Origin of the sequence: Butyrivibrio sp. ob235 (assembly GCF_900109475.1) — a bacterium.
Classification (GTDB): Bacteria; Bacillota; Clostridia; order Lachnospirales; family Lachnospiraceae; genus Butyrivibrio.
In genome coordinates this window covers 1-22,394 of the sequence record NZ_FOBE01000014.1, presented here as the reverse complement: position 1 = coordinate 22,394, position 22,394 = coordinate 1, and the positions used below count along the sequence as shown (strand labels likewise).

The following is a 22,394-nucleotide window of genomic DNA, read 5'->3' as shown; positions in this document are numbered from 1 at the left end:
CGGACAATTATTTACGAGGATAAACTATGGGAACAGATGCAAATGGATTAGATCCTGAACAGCAGGCACTTTTAGCCAGCATAATGGGAAAATCTTCACAGCAAGGTGCGGGAAATTTTAGTATGCCTGCAGCTACTCCTGCAGCGGCAGCAGCTCCTCCGGATCCTGCAAACAGCGGTAAAATGCTTAGTCAGTCAGAGATAGATGCGCTTATTGCTTCAATGAATAAATAATTATACAGGTTAAGCCTCTCTTTTTAGAGAGGCTTATTAGATATAGTGGAGTATTAAAATGTCTAACCAAATACCAAATACAGAAGAACCTCATTATAAGCACCAGATAAGAAGATTCACCGGCATAATTAAATGGCTGGTGCTTGGTGTGATAGTGGGAATTATTATAGGGGCAGTCGGGGCTGCCTTTTTCCATGGAATAAGGATTGTTACGCAGTTCAGAAAAGCACATAGTTTTATGATTTTTCTCTTGCCTCTGGCAGGTCTTATAATAGTTTTTCTATACAGACTGTCAAAAGAGTATGAGGACACAGGTACAAATCTTGTTATAACTACTATCTCAGCGGGAGACCATCTTCCTAAAAGAAAGATACCTCTTATTTTTATTGCAACTATACTGACTCATCTGTGCGGTGGTAGTGCCGGAAGAGAAAGCGCTGCCTTGCAGCTTGGAGGAAGTATAGGTCACAATTTTGGTGAGCTTATCGGACTTGATGAGGATGACTGTAAAATAATTACAATGTGCGGAATGAGTGCCGCTTTTGCAGCACTTTTCGGGACACCAATGGCGGCAGCATTTCTTGCTATGGAAATTGAGGCTGTTGGAGTAATGTATTATGCAGCTCTTATTCCATGTGTATTATCTGCTCTTGTTTCCAGCAGTCTTGCTTCATATCTTGGTACAGTACCGGATGTGTTTACTGTGAGCATAGTTCCGGAGTTTACTGTGGATAATGCTGTAAAGGGATCTGTACTTGCAGTTATATGTGCACTTATAAGTATTCTGTTTTGCATAGTTATGAAAAAGAGCGGAGAACTCTACAAAAAATATTTTAAGAATCCATATCTTAGAATTTTTGTAGGTGGATGTCTCGTAGTATTATTAACACTCCTTGTAGGAAATAATAACTATAACGGTGCGGGAATGGATGTTATAGAGCTTGCAACCAAGGGAGAAGCGCCATATCCGGCATTTGCGCTTAAGATGCTATTTACGGCAGTCACTATGGGAGCCGGATATAAGGGTGGTGAGATAATTCCGGCACTTTATATAGGTGCAACCTTCGGATGCCTGTATTCTCAGATATTCGGATTTAATTCTGCACTTTGCTCAGCAATAGGAATGGGAGCACTTTTCTGCGGAATTACAAATTGCCCTATTTCATCTCTTCTTTTGTGCTTTGAAATGTTTGGATATAACGGAATGCCATATTTCCTTCTAACAATAGCTCTAAGCTATACCTTTTCAGGCTATTACGGAGTTTACGGATCACAGAAAATTATGTATTCTAAGTTCCATAACAAGTATATTAATCACAAGACCAGATAAGAATATTAGGGGTATGAGTATGTCAAAAAAATTAGTGTCTTGGAATGTAAACGGACTTCGCGCCTGCGTATCCAAGGGAGAATTTCAAAAGTTTATGGAAGAGGAAAAGCCTGATGTAATAGGTCTTCAGGAGACAAAACTTCAGGAGGGACAGATAGAGCTTGATCTTCCCGGCTATCACCAGTACTGGAATTATGCCGAGAAAAAAGGATATTCCGGAACAGCTCTCTTCACAAAGGAAGAGCCGATAAACGTAACCTACGGAATAGGAATAGAAGAACATGACCATGAGGGCAGAGTAATTACTGCCGAATATCCGGACTACTATTTCATAACAGTCTATGTTCCAAATGCCAAGGATGATCTCTCAAGACTCGAATACAGATGTGCTTGGGAGGATGATTTCCTTAAATATATAAAAACTCTTGAGGAAAAAAAGCCGGTAATATACTGCGGTGACCTTAATGTTGCTCATAAGGAGATAGACCTTAAGAATCCCAAACCCAATAGAGGACATGCCGGATTTACTGATGAGGAGCGCGAGAAATTTGATAACGTTGTAGCTTCTGATTTAATTGATACTTTCAGATATTTTTATCCGGATCTGGAGGGAGCTTATTCCTGGTGGTCTTACAGATTTCAGGCAAGAGCTAAGAATGCGGGATGGCGTATAGACTATTTTGTGACATCCAAGTCGCTTGAAAACAAGCTTGAAGATGCAATTATCTATAAAAATCAGATGGGATCGGATCATTGTCCTGTGGGATTATTACTGAAGTAATTATAAACTCTGCGGAGAAATCCGCGGAGTTTTTGACCTTAAACCTAAAACACCCTATAATTAGAACATGTCATTTAATTCATTTTCATTTATTTTAATATTTTTACCCGTAGTCCTTATTATTTGGTACGGATTAAACTATTTTGAGAAACGGAAGCTGGCGGATTTATCCCTTATTGCGGCTTCTTTAGTTTTGTATGGAATTTTTTCGACTAATTTTGTCATTATTCTTTTAATATCCTGCATCGGTACATTTGGTATTACAAAGCTGATGACAAAATATGAAGGAGCTTCCAAGGCTTTTTTAGCTACGGGAATAATCGGAAACCTGTTACTTCTCGGATATTTTAAGTATACAAACTTTTTTCTTACAAACATTTTTGCAGTATTAGGAAAAGAATTGTCCGAACTGAAGATTATTTTACCAATTGGAATAAGCTTTTATGTCTTTTCTCAGATAGCATTTTTGATAGATTTATATAGATATAGTAAAGGAACTGACAACAGAGAGTCTTTTGACATGGAATCTGTATCACTATCCGAATACATTCTTTACATCACTTATTTTCCCAAAATAATTCAGGGACCTATTGCCCTTCCGGGAGAAATGATATCCCAGTTCAGAAGCGCCGAAAAGAGAAAACCCTCAGCTGAAAATTTTAGAAAAGGGATAGAACTTTTTACTATAGGTCTTTCAAAAAAGGTACTGCTTGGAGATAATCTTTCTAAGATAGCGGATTATGGATTTCAGTATACCTACTACATGGATACACTGACGGGACTTCTGGTTCTTATATCTTATTCATTGCAGTTGTACTTTGACTTTTCGGGATACTGCGACATGGCAGAGGGTGTCAGTATGATGCTTGGGATAGAACTTCCAAGAAATTTCAACTCACCCTATAAAGCAATAAGTGTAAGAAATCTCTGGCAGAGATGGCATATGACACTTACAAGATTTTTTGTTAGATATGTTTATATACCGCTTGGTGGTTCAAAAAAAGGAAAACTAAGAACAGCTCTTAACGTCCTGATAGTATTCGTTTTAAGCGGGTTCTGGCACGGAGCTGGATGGACTTATATATGCTGGGGACTTGTAATGGGAATTATGGTCGTCTTTGATGATCTTGGAATAATTGCCACAAAAGGAGATATAAAAAAGCATTATCTTTTACGAGAAAAGCCAATGTTTATAATACCTCAGAAAATAGGACAGATATTAACTTATATTATATTCCTTGTATCGCTGGTATTTTTCAGATCTCAGAATATGACTTATGCCCTGCAATATTTTAAGCAGTTGTTTATACCTACCTGGCCGGGATTTATGTATAAGACTTCGGCAGTGCTTGATATACCTGAGAATTATCTTGCGACAACTGCGACGAACCTGTATGCAAAAAACATGACAAATATGGTTTATTTGGTGAGCTGGATCATCCTTCTTATAATTTCATTTATCGTTATAAGAAGCAAAAATGCAAAAGAAATTGTGGATAGCGGAGCACCATCAAAGAGATTTACAGTGTTTTTTGTGATACTTTTTGTCTGGTCCTTTATTTCATTATCACAGGTTAGTACCTTTATATACTTCCAGTTCTGAGTGCGAGCTGAATTTATTGAGTAATAACATGAATAAAAATAAAGATGTAAACTTCATAAAAAATTTTATAAGAGCTGTTATCATTATTGTCTTATTGATAGGAGTAATGGTTTTTCTTATCGATCCCTTTTTCCATTATCATAAGCCGTGGTTTGGTTTGAAGGCTGTTCTCAATGATAAGGAATATCAGTGCATCGGAACGCTGAGACATTTTGATTACGATGCGCTTATTGTGGGATCTTCGGTTGCCGAGAACAATGACAACAGCTGGTATGATGAAGCTTTTAATTGTAAATCCATAAAGGCAATCCGTTCGTATGGTGCGACGGCGGATCTGTGCTATCTTTTGGATGAAGCATTTTTATCAGGCAATGACATAAAGAAAATATTTTATAATATAGACCCTTCATCACTTAATGCGGATGTGGCTCCTACCTTTGAATCGACGGGATGTCCGATGTATCTATATGATAAAAATCCCTTAAATGACATCAGATATTTATATAACAAGGGTGTCATTTTTGAGAAGATACCATATATGCTGGTTAATTCATATCTTGTGGACTACGATGAAAATCTCTCATATAACTGGGCTAAGTGGAAAAACTTTGGAAGTGAGAGTGCCCTTGGTTTATATTTCAGGCCAAAGACAAAAAAGTCCATGATGGATGAAACAGTTTATGATGATAAACTTTTGGGCAATATCGAACTACTTACAACCGAAGTAGAAAATCATCCTGATACGGAGTTTTATTTCTTTTTCCCTGCTTACTCTATGCTCTGGTGGGACGGAATATACAGAACCGGAGAAAGAGATGCGTTTATCCACTGTGAAAAGGAGATGGTTAAAGCTCTTTTAAAATATGAAAATGTAAGAGTTTTCTGTTTTCAGGATGAGGAAGAGATAATAACCAATCTGGATAATTATATGGATTCCATCCACTTTTCACCGGAAATAAATAAATATATGATGGATAAGATGGTAGGGGATGAAAATAGGATGACAGAGGCAAATTATGAAGATATACTTGATAATATGAAAAACCTGTCAGACAGAATAGTTAATGAACTCATAGTACCTTATGAGGAAAACGGCCAGATTACTTACGAGCAATGATAGCAGAGACTAAATTATCGAATTTAATAAAATGGGGGAAAGCTGTAGTGTTATTATGCACTATGGCTTTTCTGTGCTCTTGCGCAAATTTTGGCGATGATGATGACAGAGCACAGAAAACCGGTGCGGATGTTTATGTCTATGATTTTGAGGATCTGGGAATAGAACTTTTAAAAAACAATGAGTATATATCCCTGAATTACGACAGCAGCGGGATTTACGGGTTAAAGAAAAGCAACAATGACGGTCACATTAATTACAGTTTTTCCCGTATAAAGAATGGACAGACAAGAGCGGAAGAAATTCTTATAGGCTCGGGTAATACCAGATTTGATTATCTTTGCACAGATAATAATGATAATTTTTATGTTTTAAGGACAATTTATCCCGATAAAAAGGGCGTTGATAATATTAATGATGACTATGAGTATAGCGGAAAAGGAGAGAAGAAGCTTGTAAAGTATTCTCCTTCAGGTGATCAAATCTGGGCAGCAGCGTTAACTACTCAGGATGCTGCGGGTTACATCAGAGATATGGCTTATGTCAAAGAAATAGGAATACTTACCTGTTCCACAGAAGGTTTATCTTTGTATGATGAGTTGACAGGAGAAGGAAAGGCTATTGTCTCCAAAGATAAAGGGGACATACATGGTGACCGCGAACTACTTGTATCTCCGGACGGGACAGTATATGCAGTTGAGACTGACAGTAGTTGGAAGTATATAGTTTATGAATTTGATACAAAGAAAATGAATCTTGGGAAAAAGTATAATATTCCCAAGGAAGTTCCGATGGGAGCCAAGTTTTTCACAGGTACAGATAATGATTTTTATTACATTGATAAAAACTGTATATATGCCTTCAATAAGGGTGATGAAAAGACAAGAAAAATATGCGACCTAATTGATTCTGCTTTTTATGCGGATAATATAGTTCTCTTGTTTGAAAAATCAGAAGATGAGTATGAAATAATAGCTGATTATAACACGGCAAGCAGCCGTGCTTTTTCCATGAGAAAAAAAGACAGCCAAAGTGATGAAAAAAAGTCCATCACCATCGGAATTACCACCAGTGATTCTTATGTGAGACAACAGGTAAATATATTCAATCAGGAAAACAGGGAATATAACATAATACTGACGGATTATACAGAGAACAGTCTCCTCGGTTATCATTCGGCATACGGAAGATTACTGGAGGATATGCAAAAAGGAAAAGGTCCTGATATTCTGATCCTCAGTTCTTATTCGGACATGTGCGATCTTCGTTCAAAGGGATTCCTTGAACCGATTGATTCATATCTTAGAAATGATGTTGAAATTTCATCAAATAAGTATATTGAGAATATTGCAGGGGCAATTAAAGAAAATGGAAAGCAGTTTGCAATAATGCCATATTTTTCTATAAATACCTGCGCTGCTTCAAGTGAATTTCTTGGAGACGAGGCGGTCAGTCTGTCTAATTACAGGAATCTGTGTAATAAGCATAATGTCAAAATTCAGAATGTAATGGGAACAATGAATTTTGCAGGAGCTGACATATTGTATGAGACATCAGGCTTTGACTTTATTGACATAAAAGAAAAAACCTGCGATTTTCAGAATTACAATTTTATCAATCTGATAAGTTTAATCAGAGAAGTAAAAAGAGCGGAAGATAGCGATATTTACAAACCTCTTGATTCAAACTGCTATATTGAAAACAAATCGATGCTTCTTCCCTATGTCATTTCAAGTTTTGAGGATTATCGTATAATTCGTGACGGATATTTTAAATCGGATATCTTTTTCAACGGTTATCCTTCCATAGGTGGAGGAATATCATATATTGAACCCGGGATGATGCTTTCAATTAACAGCAGAAGCGAGTACAAAGAAAAAGCATATGAATTTATAAGATATTTTCTTCTTGATGAGTATCAGTACAGCATAGAATGGGGCTTTCCGGTATATGAAAATGCTCTGGATCTCCTTATGGATAAATCGACCAGAGCACGGTATTACATAGACGATTCAGGAAAAAGGGTAGATACAAACAGTACAATAACTATAGGAAAAAGAGAATTTGTGATAACACCGCTGACGACGAGTGAAGCATCATATATGAAAGAATTCATTTGTTCTTTGAATAAGCTGCAATATAGAGACCCCGAGATAGTAAGCCTTATCTCAGAATCCGTAAAGCCTTACTACATCGGGGACATAACCGCAGAAAAAGCATCTTCACTTGTTCAGCACAGAATAGAAAAATACTTAAAAGATAATAATTCTTAATAAGATCCCATATCATGGAACAAATCGTAGGAATCCTGAAGAAGCTGTCTTATATTGGTAAAATCTTTGTTTGCAACAGCTGTATAAAGAGTATCAACAAGGAAAAGCTGCGCAAATCTTGAACTTGTTACACCGCTTTTTTTATCGATTTCAGGAGATGTTGTAAAGAGAACATGGTTACATCCCTGAGCCAGAGGGCTGTTTCCGAGCTTTGTAATTGCTACTGTCTCGGAATGTTTGTCATTTGCGATTTTAAGAAGCTGCATAATTTCATCGCTTTTTCCGGAGTCGCAGAAGAAGATAGCAACATCATTCTCCTGAAGCTGGGCTGCGTTCATAAGGCTGTTATGAAAATCCTCGTTGTAGGTCACATTGTAGGAAAGTCTCTGAAATTTGGTGAAAAGATCGGAGGCTGCCAGAGAACTGCTTCCAACTCCGAATATTCTGATCATTCTGGCACCGACAATAGCATCTACGGCGCCTTCGAAGGATTGAGTATCAAAGAGCCTGTAGGTTGTCTGAATAGCCTGAGAGCTTGTAGCACAGATATTATCAGCTATAGCCTGCATTGAGGTATATTGATTGATATCCTTGAATTCAATATGAGGACCCGCTTTTTCAGCCTTTTTGGCATCTGAGAAAATTTCTCTTTTAAGGCCCTTTAGTCCTGAATATCCAAGGGACTTGGAAAATCTGCTCCAGGTCGCCTGTGTTGTACCTGATGCTTCGGCAAGCTCTGCAACGGTATTGTTGTATATGCTTGAATCATTCTTTAAACAGTAATCAGCTGCTTTTCTTTCTTCTCTGGTTAGATTTGCATAAACACTTTTAATTCTTTCTTCCAATAATGACATAGTTGATCTCCATTCCTGTAAACGTGAGACTAACATAATTAACCATTTATAGTATATCGCAAAATCAGTAATTACATTATTAAATAACAATAATATATTTATGCAATTATTAAAATTTTATAAACGATAAAATGTATAAGATTTATTTGTTATACTAAATATCAGTAAGGATAAATTTTTTTGATTACAGGGTTAATTAAGCGGATGGATTTAATATCCTATGCTAAAAGAAAGGAGATTTTATACTATGAAATGGGTATGTGCAGTATGTGGTTATGTTCATGAGGGAGATCAGCCCCCGGCAGAGTGTCCTGTATGCCATGCTCCCGCAGAGAAGTTCAAAAAGCAGGAAGGTGAGAAGGTTTGGGCATGCGAACACGTTGTAGGTGTTGCTTCCAGTGCTCCTGAAGAAATCAAGAATGGTCTTCGTGAAATGTTCAATGGTGAGTGCTCTGAGGTAGGTATGTACCTTGCTATGGGCAGAGTAGCTACTCGTGAAGGATATCCTGAAATTGGCGCATTCTTTGAGAAAGCTGCCTGGGAAGAAGCTGAGCATGCTGCTCATTTTGCTGAGCTCCTTGGAGAAGTCATCACAGATTCCACAAAGAAAAACCTCGAGCTTCGTGCTGATGCTGAATATGGAGCTACACAAGGCAGAGCAGATCTTGCCAAGAAAGCAAAAGCGCTTGACCTTGACGCTATCCATGACATTGTGCATGAAATCGGACGTGATGAGGCAAGACACGGCAAGGCATTCCAGGGACTCCTTGACAGATATTTCAAATAAATATAGAGCAGAGCTTATAAGTAAAAATGATATGAGAGAGAACCGATGTCAATGGATGCCGGTTCTCTCTTTTTGTTTGCGTTGTCACAGATGCCTGAAGATGATAAATTTAGATTAGCGCTTTTATATAAACATTAATATGACAAAACATAGAAGCAGCGCAGAAAGAGGGCAGAATTATGAGTTATAAGATCGGAATAATCGGTGCAATGGAAATAGAGGTTGAAAGCCTCAAAAAGGAAATGACGGTTACAAGAACTCTTACAAAGGCAAACATGGAGTTTAATGAAGGAAAACTCGGAAACAGCGAAGTGGTTGTTGTAAAAAGCGGAATCTGCAAGGTAAATGCAGCTCTCTGTGTGCAGATTCTTGTGGATGACTTCAAGGTAACCCATGTAATAAATACCGGGGCAGCAGGCTCACTTGATGCAAAAATCGATATCGGTGACTTTGTTGTATCAACTGATGCTGTATACCATGATGTAGATGCCACAATTTTCGGATATAAGAAGGGTGAGATTCCTCAGACAGGATGCCGTGAGTTCACCGCTGATTCCTGGATGGTGGAAAATATCAAGAAGGCAGCAGAAACTGCCGGCATTACAGGAAAACTGTGGGACGGAAGAGTATGCTCCGGAGATCAGTTCATTTCGGATAATTCTGTTAAGGATTCAATCAAGAAGGAATTTGATGGTCTTTGCTGCGAGATGGAGGGCTGCGGAATCGCCCAGGCATGCTTCCTTAACAACATTCCTTTTGTTATCCTTCGTGCTATTTCGGATAAGGCAGATGGCAGCGACATAATGGATTATCCGGAGTTTGAGAAGAAGGCTGCAAAGGACTGCGCTGCACTTACTGAAGCTTTCATCAAAGCTATCTAAATATTTTACATTCTGTACTGACTGGGAGTACAGCCCAGTTCTCTTTTGAAATATCGATTGAAGTGATATATGTTGGTAAAGCCGCATTGCTCGGCGACATCCGACACACGAAGTTCTTTGTTGGTAAGGAGATGCTTGGCCTTATCAATTCTGGCTGTGATGAGATCATCCTTGGGACTTGTGAAGAAAAAGGTCTTGTAATAATGATAGAGCTGACTTCTCCCAAGGTGTGTCTCTTTGCAGATTTTTTCTATATTCCATTCCTCTGAACATCTTTGAAGCATATTGATTCTGAAGGCTGAGAGAAATGAGTATATTCCGCCACCTTCCTCTAAAGGCGCGGGACTAAATATACTTCGCTCCGCAGATATTAGTAGTTCCATGATAAGAAGATCTATCATACGTTCTTTTCTCGACTGCTTTGAAAGGTATTCAAATTGGATACGCCGCAGGCAGTCGATGATAGCTTCGTCATCATTCGGGTGGAAAAGCGTGTTCATCGGTATCTGAAGACCGCGGATTTCTTCTGGATCACAGGTAAAGTGGACAAAGGAGTTCGAAAAAGAAGACACGGCCTGATAGTACTGCGGATGTCCCGGAGTAAATAATATACAATCACCTGATACCGCAGACTTCTGGACAAGCCTTAGACCGTCTCTTTCAACTGTTTCATATCCTGCATTATGCCTATTTTCTGAGCCTGCAGGAAAATAAAAGGTCATAGGCGAAGTCAGATGTAAAAACAAATAATCGCCGCTGCCGTCAGGTCTGTATATTATATCTTTGTCGGGATTGCGGTAATTATAACCGCAGTAATCAGTTCTAAACATAAATCCAATGCCTCACGAATAGAAAGTATTAAAATCTATATCAATAATTCTAAATTTACACAGGACAAAAAGTCAATAAAAATGGATTAAATAGCATTTAAATATGGCTTAGTGTCTGTAATAATGAAAATTACCAAGAACAAAAAATCAATAGATTGTATTTTGGAGGATATAAAATGGCTAAGAAATTACAGAAGGCTCAGCTTTGCATAGACAGAGACTTTGAGATCAGCAAGATAGATGAGAGAATTTTCGGTTCCTTCCTTGAGCATCTCGGAAGAGCGGTTTATGAGGGTATTTATCAGCCCGGAAATAAGAATGCGGACAAGGACGGATATCGCAAAGATGTAATTAAGCTCATAAATGAGATACATGTACCGATAGTAAGATATCCGGGAGGTAACTTCGTATCCGGCTTTAACTGGGAGGACAGCGTAGGTCCCAAAAAGGATCGTCCCCGCAGAATAGAGCTCGCATGGAACGTTGTGGAGACCAACCAGTTCGGACTCAACGAGTTCATGGAGTGGTGTAAAAAGGCAAATACAAAGCCCATGATGGCAGTTAACCTCGGAACAAGAGATATAGATGCGGCAAAGAATATTGTAGAGTACTGCAACATCAAGAGCGGCACATATTACAGTGATCTTCGTATTAAGCATGGTGTGAAAAATCCGCACGACATTAAGCTTTGGTGCCTCGGAAATGAGATGGACGGCCCCTGGCAGATCGGCCATATGACGGCACAGGAATACGGCATGAAGGCAGGAAGAGCAGGCCACATAATGAAGCTTGTTGATCCTTCAATAGAGACTGTTGTTTGCGGATCTTCATCACTTTACATGGATACCTTTGGAGAGTGGGAAAAGACAGTGCTTGAATGCAGCTATGATTCTGCTGATTATTTATCACTTCATACCTATTATGGTAATCCCGAGGATGATACACCAAACTTCCTTGCAAGTAATGTGGCAATGGATAAATTTATTTCACAGGTAATCTCTATTTGTGATTATGTAAAGGCAGTTAAGAGAAAGAACAAGACTATCAATCTTTCCTTCGATGAGTGGAACGTATGGTATCACAGCAACGAGCAGGATAAGAAGCTTGAGAAATGGGTTGAGCATCCGCATCAGCTTGAGGATGTATACAACTTTGAGGATGCCCTCCTTGTGGGCTCAATGCTCATAACACTTCTTCGTCATGCAGACAGAGTAAAGATTGCATGCCTTGCACAGCTTGTAAATGTTATTGCACCCATTATGACAAGTGATACAGGCGCATGGAGACAGACCATTTTCTATCCATATATGCACGCAAGCCTCTACGGAAGAGGAACGGTTCTCAACACAGTTGTTAAGTCTCCTTCCTACGAGAGTAAGCACGGCGATGCTCCTTATATCGATAGTGTTGTTACTGCTGATGATGAAAATGAGACAATCACAATTTTTGCAGTAAACAAGAATCTTGGAGAAGATTTCGAGCTTACATGTGATCTCAGACAGTATGCAGGCTACAAGTTAGTTGATCATATCGTACTTACAAATGATGATCTCAAGGCTGTAAATACTGAAAAGAAGCCCAATGCCGTTGCTCCCACAGAGGGTAAGAACACTAAGGTTGAGAAGGGTATCCTTACAACGGTTCTTCCTTCAAAGAGCTGGAACGTTATCAGACTGGCTAAATAATCCTATTATTCAAGATTGTAATCTCTTTAACCTTCCCTAAAAGAGATATACAAAAAAGCCGGCTCATTACTGAGCCGGCCATAAAGGCTATATAGCAGAGATGGAACCTGTAAAGAATTACTTAGCGGTAATTGCAGGTTCTGTTTTTTTATTAGTTTACGTTTGACCAGATCTTATATCTCTGATTGGGATTTACTCCCTTCTTCTGGAACAGTTCACTTAATGTTACAAGTGTGTAACCCTGTTTCTGAAGACCCTCGATGATCTGAGGAAGAGCCTGTACAGTCTGGTTATTGCCCTGGAAATCATGGAGAAGGATGATCTGTCCGTCTCTTGCGCCACTAAGTACAGAGTTTACTCTCTGCTGTACAGAGGTGCTGTTTTCCCAGTCATTATGTGTAGAACCCTGAATGAAGGTTGCATTGATGTTCTCATGCATTGTGTTGCTTGTTGAAAGGTAAGGTGCTCTGAAGAACTTAACGTCAACACCTACAGCATTCTTGATTGCTGAAGCAGTCCACTCCTGCTGATTGCGGCAATCCTGAGCGCTCATTCTGGACATGTCCTGATGAGTATATGAGTGGCTTGCAAGTTCACATCCCATTTTTACCTGTCTCTGCATGATGCTGAGAGTATCCATGCTGATATTCTGTCCGATAAGGAAGAATGTAGCCTTTGCACCGTATTTCTCCAGCGCATCAAGTACACCGTTTGTTGTGCTTGAAGGACCGTCATCGAAGGTAAGGGCGATATACTTGCCTGTATCCTTCTGTGTCTGGTTTCCTGTCTGAGCAGGTGCAGGTGTCTCAGTTGCTCCGGTAGCCTGTCCACTCTCTTCACCCCATCTGAAGGAATCAAGATAAGCATCCCAGTTGCCGTCATCTGCTGTAACAACAAGTTCAATCTTCTGATTGCCTGTACCGTGATTTACATTCTTGATAGTGTATTCAGCAGTATTAGCATCGCCGTAGTAGAAAGTACCCTTGTATTCGCCACCGATCTTAAGATCAACTCTTGCCATGTTGTTATTGTTTGAAGCTCCGCGAAGAGTGAAATCATGAGTGCCGTATGCAAAATACTGAGTGAAGCTTACGCTGTCGTTGTTAGCATATAATGCTACGCCATTGAAAGGACTGCTGATGCTTCCTGTATACTGACCTGACTTTGTCATGTCCTCACACTGTTTGGAAGTGTTGCCCTGAGCAGGTGTGCTGCTCTGGTTACCGCCCTGGCTCTGGTTTCCACCCTGATTTCCACCCTGGTTACCGCCCTGGCTCTGATTTCCGCCCTGGTTACCGGTGGAAGGTGTTGTAGACTGACCTGAACCACCACTCCACTTAAGTGAATCTATGAATGCATCCCAGTTACCGTCATCTGCTGTAACAACAAGCTCAACCTTCTGATTACCGGTCTTATGATTTACATTTTCGATCGTGTACTCAGCGGGATAAGAACCACCATAGTAGAAAGTTCCCTTGTACTCGCCGCCAATCTTGAGATCAACTCTTGCCATGTTATCGTTGTTTGAAGCACCGCGAAGAGTGAAATCGTGAGTTCCGGAAATGAAGTTCTGAGTAAAGCTTACACTGTCATTATTAGCGTATAATGCTACACCACTGAACGGACTGTTGATATTGCCTGTGTACTGACCGGACTTGGTCATCTGCTCGCACTGCATGGAAGTTCCGGTCTGAACAGTAGTGCTGCCCTGATTGCCACCCTGGTTTCCACCCTGGTTTCCGCCTTGGTTTCCACCCTGATTACCTGAAGAGGAACCACCGATTGTCATAACGTTCTTATAAACGTTAGCGTAGCCGCTACTCTGGTAACCTTCGATGTTAAGAGCTGCCTCGGTAAGTCTTCCGAGTCTGATACCCATTCTCTCCCAAGCCTTGAAATGCTCGGTTACGCTGATGGTACCGCTTTCCTTCTTACTGGTACGTACGCTGAAAATCTGGGTAAAGTTTGTATCTCCAATGATTGAAGGCGCGTTATAACGATTTGTTACATATACGTCATATGTACCGCCATCTACCTGGATCTGACCTCTCGGAGATCCCCCCGGCGGACGCCATGAACCCCAACTGTCTACAATGTAATACTCAATAAGTGGATCAAGAGTCCAACCATATACACACAGATATGAATTTCCATTCGGTCTGTAATCAACACCATAATCGAATGATATATTTCCGATCTGCTGATAGGTCTTAGTCTGATCGAATTTTCTGCCCTTTCTGAAAAGAGCGTTTCCGATGTTGCTCCATTGACAAGTGAATGCCCCCCCTGCATCCAGTGTCATACTGGTAGTTCCGTAATCTTTCCACAGCTCATAATCGTAGCCGTCCTGATTGCCGGTCTTATTATCGTACAGCGTTGTAGCTGCCTTGGCCTGCAAGGAAGGTACTAAGAGCTGTGCGCACATGAGAGTAGTCACGAGCGCAGATGTCAAAACTTTCTTCAACACTTTCTTCTTTCCTCCTATTATTATATTGTCTGCTATATAACATGGCTGTATTATATACGAAGATAAAAAAACATGTATTACAGAATTTAGTGCGTAAAATTGTTCAATATGTCAAAAAATCAATCATATTTATGCAAAATAATGAATATAGTTTTGAGTATACAATTTTATATATATTTAAGCACTTAGATATTGCGCCACTTCTCAAGTTTTGCTAAACTTTAACGCGAAAGTAATACTATTTTTTTACCATTTTTTTGAGTTTTATATGGCGGTTTATTACCGTATCAAATTTTAGGAGGATTCTACAAAATGGTTGAATGGAAAAACCTTGATAAGTTAAGTTCATTCGATGAGCTTAAGAAGGTAAAACGTGTTGATCTCGTATCTGCTATGACAGGTGAGAACGGCGCTAAGAGAGTTAAGGAATATTCCGTAGATATGGCTGAGGGCCTTACCTACAATTATGCCGCTAAGGAAATCGATGATGACGTTCTTGCAGCACTTGATAAGCTCTCTAAGGAAGCACAGCTTTCTGAGAAATTTGAAGCCCTCTATAACGGCGAAGTAATAAATACCGGTGAGAAGAGAATGGTTCTTCACCAACTCACAAGAGGACAGCTTGGAAATGATGTTATGGCTGACGGTGTTAATAAGCGCGAGTTCTATGTGAAGGAGCAGAAGAGAATTGCTGATTTCGCAAACAAGGTTCACTCAGGTGAGATTGTAAACGAGAAGGGTGAGAAATTCACAACAGTAGTTCAGATCGGTATCGGCGGATCGGATCTTGGCCCCAGAGCTATGTATCTTGCTCTTGAAAACTGGGCACACAGAACAGGCAACTTTAAGATGGAAGCTAAGTTCATCAGTAACGTAGATCCTGATGATGCATCTGCGGTTCTTAATTCTGTAGATGTTGCTCATTCTATTTTCATTCTTGTATCAAAATCAGGAACAACTCTTGAGACTCTTACAAACCAGAGCTTTGTAATGGATGCTCTTAAGAAAGCAGGACTTGATTCATCCAAGCACATGATAGCCGTTACTTCTGAGACATCTCCTCTTGCAAAGAGCGATGATTTCATTGAAGCCTTCTATATGGATGATTATATCGGAGGACGCTATTCTTCAACCTCAGGCGTAGGCGGAGCAGTTCTTTCACTTGCTTTCGGCCCTGATGTATTTGCACAGTTCCTTGATGGTGCTGCAGCAGAGGATAAGCTTGCAGCTAATAAGGACATGATGAAGAATCCCGCAATGCTTGATGCCATGATCGGATTCTATGAGAGAAACGTTCTCGGATATCCTTCAACAGCAGTCCTTCCTTACTCACAGGGACTTAGCAGATTCCCTGCACACCTGCAGCAGCTCGACATGGAGTCAAATGGTAAGAGCGTAAACCGCTTCGGAGAGCCTATAGATTATGTAACAGGTCCCGTAATCTTCGGTGAGCCCGGTACAAACGGACAGCACTCCTTCTATCAGCTTCTCCACCAGGGTACAGATGTTATCCCGATGCAGTTTATCGGCTTTAAGAACAGCCAGCTTCAGAACGATGTTGATATCCAGGGCAGCACAAGCCAGCAGAAGCTCTGCGCTAACGTGGCAGCTCAGATTGTAGCATTTGCCTGTGGTAAAAAGGATGAGAACCTTAACAAGAACTTCAAGGGTGGACGTCCTTCAAGTATTATCATCGGTGACGAGCTTAATCCCAAGTCCCTCGGTGCACTTCTTTCTCACTTCGAGAACAAGGTTATGTTCCAGGGCTTTGTATGGAACTTAAACAGCTTCGATCAGGAAGGTGTACAGCTCGGAAAAGTACTTGCAAAGAAGGTTCTTGCACACGAGACAGATGGAGCCCTTGCAGTATACAGCGATCTGTTGAATATTTAACATATTAGAATAATATGCCCCCACGTATACTATATTTGATTTCAATCTCGTTGCAAAAAACGCATAATCGATTGAACTCAAATGTAGTATGCGTGGGGGCTTAGTTTTTTCAAAAATATAAAAAATTATACAAGCAGAATATTAGGCGAGGAGTGATATTGTTATTGTGCTACTGCATCCTCGATAATATTTAAAATTGTCTCTGTGGCGCCGGACTGGTTTGATTCTTTCATCTTTTCGATATATTTTTCACGGTGTTCATAAACATCAAAGATACTCTCTACTAGAATGTCCTCATCAAGTTCCTCATTGTCTATAACAACTGAGAAGCCTTGCTTTTCAAAGGAGCGGGCATTTATTATCTGATCGCCTCTGCTGCTCTTCGCAGAAAGAGGAACGAGAACATTGGGCTTACGCAGAGCTGCAAGCTCACAGATAGCGTTGGCACCTGCTCTTGATACCACTACATCTGCCATGGCAAAGATGTCCTTCATCTCGTTCTTGACATATTCGAACTGCTTGTAGCCTTCCATATTGAGCTTTAAGTTATCCATTTTATCCTTACCGCACAGGTGCACGATATTGAAATGGGGCAGAAGTCTTGGAAGTGCATAGCGTATGGTTTCATTTATGCTCTGGGCACCGAGGCTTCCTCCGGTAACCATGATAACCGGCTTATCATCCTTAAAGCCGCATATCTTTTTTCCCATTTCGCGCGAGCCCTTCATGAGCTCTTTTCTTATGGGAGTTCCTGTCAAAACTGCCTTGTTAGCTGGAAGGAGCTCAAGGGTCTCAGGGAAGTTACAGCAAATGGTCTTTGCTGATGAAAAGCTGAGCTTATTGGCAAGCCCGGGTGTCATATCGGATTCATGAAGAATGCAGGGAATGCCAAGCGTTGAAGCTGCCCGTATTACAGGCACTGAAACAAAGCCTCCCTTGGAAAAAACAACATCAGGGTTAAGCTTCTTTAATAGCTGTCTCGCTTCAACAAAGCCCTTCATAACTCTGAAAGGATCAGAGAAATTCTTGGGATCGAAATATCTTCTAAGTTTACCTGTAGAAATTGAATAATATGGAATATGAAAATCTGCAATAAGCTTTTTTTCAATTCCTGTATGTGAACCGATATAGCTGATCTCGTAGCCTCTTTCCTTAAGCTCGGGAATAAGAGCCATATTCGGTGTAACGTGGCCGGCAGTGCCGCCACCGGTTAAAACGATTTTCTTAGACATTTACAAAAAGCCTCCTTAAATATAAGAGTACCACAGTTTTAATAAGCCCGCACTCTTAAGAAAACATAGAATTACTGAATTAGTCAGGGCAATTCATACAGTACGTAATTATCCTGTTTGGCCCTGATTTTGGATTCTCCGATAAGGGGCATGACAATGTCCTTTAACTCGGGATTTTTATCCATAGCAGCTGTATCAATAAGAAGCAGTTTTACTGCATTACTGTCAAGATCAGGGAATTTTGTATCAATCTCATCTGCACTATCAACCAGGTATACTCTCTCGTGAGAGATTGTAAGATCCATTGGCGGTTCGTAGTGTATCTCGTTTGTAAATGAAAAGCACACGTCATTATAATCAGTATTCCTGTAGAGGAATTCATCAAGGGTATAATCCGCATCACCGTCTCTTGATACTATGTACTTCGAAGTAGATGTGGGAACACCCGTTATAAGTATCATGATAAAGAGGGCGATAGCAAAAGCAGGTATGAGAGGAGCAATCCTTCTTCCGAGAAAAAAGGTGCCGCCTTCCGCATCCTTTCCAGCCGTAACGGCTCTTTCGTACGCAACTGCAGCAATTGGAGCTGTCATTGCAACGCACCATCCGGCTTTCATCATGGAAAACTCATGGACGGCGGAGTGATTCTTAAGCAAAAGTATCTGAAAGGCTACAGCGATATAGCTTGCTATTACAAGTGAAATATCGGTATTTGTGAAAAGCGTTTTTATGCGAGCACCCTTTTTCAATGTAAGGAATGCAATAACTACGGTTACAAACTGGAACAGGAAAAGATAAAACATGAAGCTTCGCTGTTCCTGAGTAAAGGCGGAGGTAAAGTTTTCAATAAGTCTTGAAACAATCGCGGAAAGACTGTCGTCACCGCCGGTTCTGAATTTGAGCTTGTATTTTAAGGTATCGAGCCAGCCATCGACAAAACTTAGCTGAACAAGGAAAGTGATGAGTGCAAGCACTACAGGAACGGCATAGGAAAGACCACATGCCACAATATCCCGCAGGGATTTTTTATCAAGAATAAGGCCGATTATCCTCATCACAAATACAAAAAATGCAAGGATCCAGAAATAGTAGTCCGTGAGGATTCCGAGATATATTGTCACAAAATGAAGTATTTTTATGAAAATCATCAGAGGCTTTTTCGCCCGGAGTTCCGGCATGTATAAAAGCTCTTCCAGAAACAGGAACAGCATGACATACAATAAAACGCTCTGATCAGTGAAAAATACATTTGGAAGATACCAGGCGTTTACCGGGAGGAGCATCCATAAAGCCACTGTGGATACGGAGATAAGAATTCTTGAAAGGTTTGAGCCTATGCGGTGCTTCCAAAAAAGAACAAAAATAAAACTTGAAAAAAGTAGGGATTCAATTGCGAAAAGAATCATCTGGAGATGCTTTACGAAAGAAATATTTATAAAGCTTCTGCCGGACAAAACGGCACACAGCCACACAAGAACAATATGTCCGCTGGGATAGCTTATGAAAGGGACTCTGTCATTGAAGCTCTGGAACTCAATGGAGCGATAATTTTCGCAGGCAGTAAAGTGCATCTTTGCAGCACCTTCTTCGAGCCATATATTTACATACTTAACGGTGGAGGCAGACTGCCAGATATTGTCTCCGCCCATGTTCTCGTATCTGATAGGATATTTAAAATTGAAAACAGCTAAAAAAATCAGCAATGTAAACAGATTAACAAGAAAAAAACCAAAAAATGTATTCTGAAATTTGCTCATTGTGGCACACCCTCTTAAAACTTATCGTCTGTTCATACTACCATATTTTTTGCTATAATTAAATTCACTTCTAACTAAGAATTAAGCTTCGGAGGACAGTAAGAAAATGCCGGATTTTCTTAAAAAGATTTGGGAAAAGCTTCCCATCACACATAGATTCTGCTTTTTTATCAGTCTTATAACAGGACTTCTCGTTCATTTCTTCATGATTTCAAACAAGATTACAAATCTGGATGATATTGTATGCGTACCGGGAGTTGGCGGCGGAAAAGTTCTGGGAAGATGGCTCCAGGATCCCATTCACGATATTTTTTCACCCTGGTCTGCGCCGGCTCTTAATGGCATTATGGCGATAATTTTTCTCTCGGTAGCAGCCTGCGTAATAGTTTCTGTCTTGAAAATTGAGAGTATAACAGGTGCCGTTCTTGTAGGCGTTATGATGATGACGCTTCCCAGCACAGCAAGTAATATGTACTACATGTATCTGGCGCCAATCTTTGCGCTTTCAATTCTTGCAAGTGTTCTGAATGTGTATCTTACATCCAAATACACCTATGGCTTTATTTTAGGTATTGTTTTGCAGTTCCTTAGCATGGCATGCTATCAGGCATACTTTGGCCTTTCTGCCTCATTTTTTGTACTTGCCTATTTCCTCATGCTGATGGACGGAACAAAGGTGAGTCTTGTTATAAAGAAGGGACTTAGAAGTCTCCTTGGCCTTGCGGTGGCAATGGCGGGATATCTTATTAGTCTTAAGTTTGTTGATCTTAGCGAGTATAAGGGACTTAGCAGTATAGGACATACCTCACCGGCGGACCTTGCTTTGTCGATACTTAGGGCATACCACAGAGTTGTTCAGTATTTTGTTACGGCGCCGGAGAGCTTTATGAAAGGCGCTCCCACACTATTCAACAGAGTGCTGGTTGTATTTTTGATAATTCTTGTGGTCCTGCTTTTTATATGGAAAAAAGCCTTTTCAGAGATTTCAAGAGGAGTAATATGCCTTATTCTCCTTGCAATTTTTCCTCTGGCACTTGGACTTGTGTATGTGATGGCGCCAGAGCTTTCTCATGCATCCACAGTTATGATCTATTCCTACAGCGTGTTCTATTTCTTCCTCATAGCTGGAATGGAGAGAATAATGAGAGGGGAAGAAGGTACAAAGAAAAAAGCATCGGTATTTCTTGCATCACTCATTTTCATAGGGCTTATTCTCGAAGCTTATGCCGGCGCGAGAGTAATAAATAACTCATATTACAGAAGCTATGTTGCCCAGAACCGTGTAATGCAGTATTACAACAGAATAATCTCAAAGTTGGAGGATGGAGGATATAAGTACGGTGAGCCAATGGCAATCCTTGGAGGTTTTTATCCGGATCCTCTTCCGGTGGCAGCCCACAGTATGCACGGGGCTATTCTTGCGGATTTCGAAGGTGCTACACTCGAAGAGCACTTATTCCTTCCGACTCACAGGGACAGATTTATTCAGATATGGTTTGGAATTGATACAGGGGACATTACCACTGAGAAAAAAGAAAAGCTCATGAAAACAGCCGAATTCAAGGAAATGTCTAATTACCCTGAAGACGGCTGTGTAAAACAAATCGATGGTGTGTGGGTTGTGAAGCTAAATGAGGACGATGGTTAAAAGTCGGTCTTTTCCATAAGGCCTTCGATTTTGTTCCAATATTTCTTGGGATCTACGTCGACTCCTTCAACATGGTCGGAGCCGAGTATCAGGCAATACTGCTTGGGCGCGCTGCACTTTTCATAGAGGCGTGCGCTCATATGAGGATCTATAACCTTATCCTCATCGCCGTGAATAAACAGAGTGGGTGTCTTTGACTTTTCAACAGCTGAAAGCACATCCACCTTTTTTATGTCATAACCACAGCGGATAAGTACCAGCAGACGAATAATGAAAAATGAAACCGGGAAAGGAATCAGGTGCTTGCCCTGTTTATAGATGTCTGCAAACTCTTCATAAACGGTGGTGTAGCTGCTGTCAGCAACAGCAAGTATTACGTTATCCGGTAGGTTTTCACCGGTGGTCATAAGGGTTATCGCAGCACCCATACTTACACCATGTATGAGAATATGCGCATCCTTGTCATTCTTAATTATGTGATAAATCCACTCTAAAATATCAAGTCTGTCAAAATATCCGTAGCCGGTGTAGTTACCTTCACTTTGTCCAAAGCCTCTGTTGTCCGGAAGGAGTACGTTTATGCCCATTTTGTGGTAATGTTCGGCAAAGATACCCATATATTCACCGTCGCTTCTGACCCCGTGAATAACAATGGCGTATTTGTGACTTTCTTCCTCTGCCTTGATGTAATGTGCGTGAAGCTTTAACTCATCAATGGAATCTACATAGACATCTTCTCTGAGAGGATTATTTCTTACCCACCTGATTGCCTTTGAATCCATGGGGTTATTGTCTATTTCTTTCTGTGTTTTCTTTTTCGGAACAACTGCCATATCATAGAAAATCGATGCAGCTGCGGCTCCACCTCCGAAGAGAGCTGTAAAAAGACCAAATAATACGAAATTTCGCTTTTTGCTCATGGGAACCTCCTTTGCAAGTAATGTATAAAAATTTTAGCAAATACTAATAAAATGTGCAATTGGTGGAGATTCAATAGCACATATTAACGAAATATGGTATGAT

The 22,394-nt window shown here is 40.3% G+C and carries 17 protein-coding genes; 11 read left to right on the top strand and 6 right to left on the bottom strand.

Translation table 11 applies throughout. From position 1 onward, the window contains the following. The first annotated feature begins 26 nt into the window (after nucleotides 1-26). The 6 genes from BMW61_RS11185 to BMW61_RS11160 all read left to right on the top strand — a co-directional run bounded on the left by BMW61_RS11185 (nucleotide 27) and on the right by BMW61_RS11160 (nucleotide 7,337). Nucleotides 27-233, top strand: a complete 207-nt coding sequence (locus tag BMW61_RS11185; protein ID WP_026498416.1) for a hypothetical protein — start codon at nucleotides 27-29, stop codon at nucleotides 231-233. A 58-nt stretch (nucleotides 234-291) separates the two neighbouring features. Further along, entirely contained in the window at nucleotides 292-1,563 is a 1,272-nt protein-coding gene (locus BMW61_RS11180) for a chloride channel protein (protein ID WP_091821929.1), read from the top strand. A gap of 19 nt (nucleotides 1,564-1,582) precedes the next feature. Continuing rightward, nucleotides 1,583-2,344 (top strand): exodeoxyribonuclease III, encoded by a 762-nt coding sequence (locus BMW61_RS11175; RefSeq protein WP_091821926.1) that lies wholly within the window; start codon nucleotides 1,583-1,585, stop codon nucleotides 2,342-2,344. Between the two features lie 67 nt (nucleotides 2,345-2,411). Next, entirely contained in the window at nucleotides 2,412-3,947 is a 1,536-nt protein-coding gene (locus tag BMW61_RS11170; protein ID WP_091821924.1) for an MBOAT family O-acyltransferase, read from the top strand. Between the two features lie 28 nt (nucleotides 3,948-3,975). After that, complete coding sequence (locus tag BMW61_RS11165; protein WP_091821921.1) at nucleotides 3,976-5,064, top strand: hypothetical protein; 1,089 nt, start codon at nucleotides 3,976-3,978, stop codon at nucleotides 5,062-5,064. Between the two features lie 47 nt (nucleotides 5,065-5,111). Further along, complete coding sequence (locus BMW61_RS11160; RefSeq protein WP_175475167.1) at nucleotides 5,112-7,337, top strand: type 2 periplasmic-binding domain-containing protein; 2,226 nt, start codon at nucleotides 5,112-5,114, stop codon at nucleotides 7,335-7,337. Here BMW61_RS11160 and BMW61_RS11155 read toward each other — a convergent pair. Beyond that, the gene (locus tag BMW61_RS11155) at nucleotides 7,334-8,191 is read right to left on the bottom strand and encodes a MurR/RpiR family transcriptional regulator (RefSeq protein ID WP_022761781.1); all 858 of its coding nucleotides are present in this window, start codon (nucleotides 8,189-8,191) and stop codon (nucleotides 7,334-7,336) included. The genes BMW61_RS11160 and BMW61_RS11155 overlap by 4 nt on opposite strands. A gap of 247 nt (nucleotides 8,192-8,438) precedes the next feature. On the opposite strand from BMW61_RS11155, the gene BMW61_RS11150 reads away from it, so the two are divergent. Together BMW61_RS11150 and BMW61_RS11145 are read left to right on the top strand one after the other, a co-directional pair. Beyond that, the gene (locus BMW61_RS11150; protein WP_022761780.1) at nucleotides 8,439-8,978 is read left to right on the top strand and encodes an NADH peroxidase; all 540 of its coding nucleotides are present in this window, start codon (nucleotides 8,439-8,441) and stop codon (nucleotides 8,976-8,978) included. A 179-nt stretch (nucleotides 8,979-9,157) separates the two neighbouring features. Continuing rightward, nucleotides 9,158-9,859 (top strand): 5'-methylthioadenosine/adenosylhomocysteine nucleosidase, encoded by a 702-nt coding sequence (locus tag BMW61_RS11145; protein ID WP_091821916.1) that lies wholly within the window; start codon nucleotides 9,158-9,160, stop codon nucleotides 9,857-9,859. 5 nt (nucleotides 9,860-9,864) lie between these two features. Here the strand turns inward: BMW61_RS11145 and BMW61_RS11140 are convergent, their stop codons facing one another. Then, on the bottom strand, nucleotides 9,865-10,689 hold the full coding sequence (locus BMW61_RS11140) for a helix-turn-helix transcriptional regulator (protein WP_022761778.1): 825 nt from the start codon (nucleotides 10,687-10,689) through the stop codon (nucleotides 9,865-9,867). A gap of 176 nt (nucleotides 10,690-10,865) precedes the next feature. Between BMW61_RS11140 and arfA the strand changes: the two genes are divergently transcribed. Further along, nucleotides 10,866-12,374, top strand: coding sequence for an arabinosylfuranosidase ArfA (gene arfA / locus BMW61_RS11135; RefSeq protein ID WP_091821914.1), 1,509 nt, complete (start codon nucleotides 10,866-10,868; stop codon nucleotides 12,372-12,374). Between the two features lie 151 nt (nucleotides 12,375-12,525). Here the strand turns inward: arfA and BMW61_RS21895 are convergent, their stop codons facing one another. Continuing rightward, nucleotides 12,526-14,841 carry a glycoside hydrolase family 11 protein gene (locus BMW61_RS21895; RefSeq protein ID WP_091821911.1) on the bottom strand — a complete coding sequence of 772 codons (2,316 nt, stop codon included), beginning with the start codon at nucleotides 14,839-14,841 and terminating at the stop codon, nucleotides 12,526-12,528. Nucleotides 14,842-15,153: 312 nt separating this feature from the next. Here BMW61_RS21895 and BMW61_RS11125 point away from each other — a divergent pair, with 312 nt between their 5' ends. Beyond that, on the top strand, nucleotides 15,154-16,734 hold the full coding sequence (locus BMW61_RS11125) for a glucose-6-phosphate isomerase (protein WP_091821898.1): 1,581 nt from the start codon (nucleotides 15,154-15,156) through the stop codon (nucleotides 16,732-16,734). A 161-nt stretch (nucleotides 16,735-16,895) separates the two neighbouring features. Here BMW61_RS11125 and BMW61_RS11120 read toward each other — a convergent pair whose 3' ends face one another. Next, the gene (locus BMW61_RS11120; RefSeq protein ID WP_022761774.1) at nucleotides 16,896-17,966 is read right to left on the bottom strand and encodes an undecaprenyldiphospho-muramoylpentapeptide beta-N-acetylglucosaminyltransferase; all 1,071 of its coding nucleotides are present in this window, start codon (nucleotides 17,964-17,966) and stop codon (nucleotides 16,896-16,898) included. A gap of 83 nt (nucleotides 17,967-18,049) precedes the next feature. Next, the gene (locus BMW61_RS11115) at nucleotides 18,050-19,723 is read right to left on the bottom strand and encodes a hypothetical protein (RefSeq protein WP_091821896.1); all 1,674 of its coding nucleotides are present in this window, start codon (nucleotides 19,721-19,723) and stop codon (nucleotides 18,050-18,052) included. A 106-nt stretch (nucleotides 19,724-19,829) separates the two neighbouring features. Between BMW61_RS11115 and BMW61_RS11110 the strand changes: the two genes are divergently transcribed. Then, the gene (locus tag BMW61_RS11110) at nucleotides 19,830-21,371 is read left to right on the top strand and encodes a glucosyltransferase domain-containing protein (protein WP_091821894.1); all 1,542 of its coding nucleotides are present in this window, start codon (nucleotides 19,830-19,832) and stop codon (nucleotides 21,369-21,371) included. On the opposite strand, the gene BMW61_RS11105 is transcribed toward BMW61_RS11110, so the two are convergent. Next, a complete protein-coding gene (locus BMW61_RS11105) occupies nucleotides 21,368-22,291 on the bottom strand; it encodes an alpha/beta hydrolase (RefSeq protein WP_022761771.1) in 924 nt (307 codons plus the stop codon). The genes BMW61_RS11110 and BMW61_RS11105 overlap by 4 nt on opposite strands. Nucleotides 22,292-22,394 lie beyond the last annotated feature (103 nt).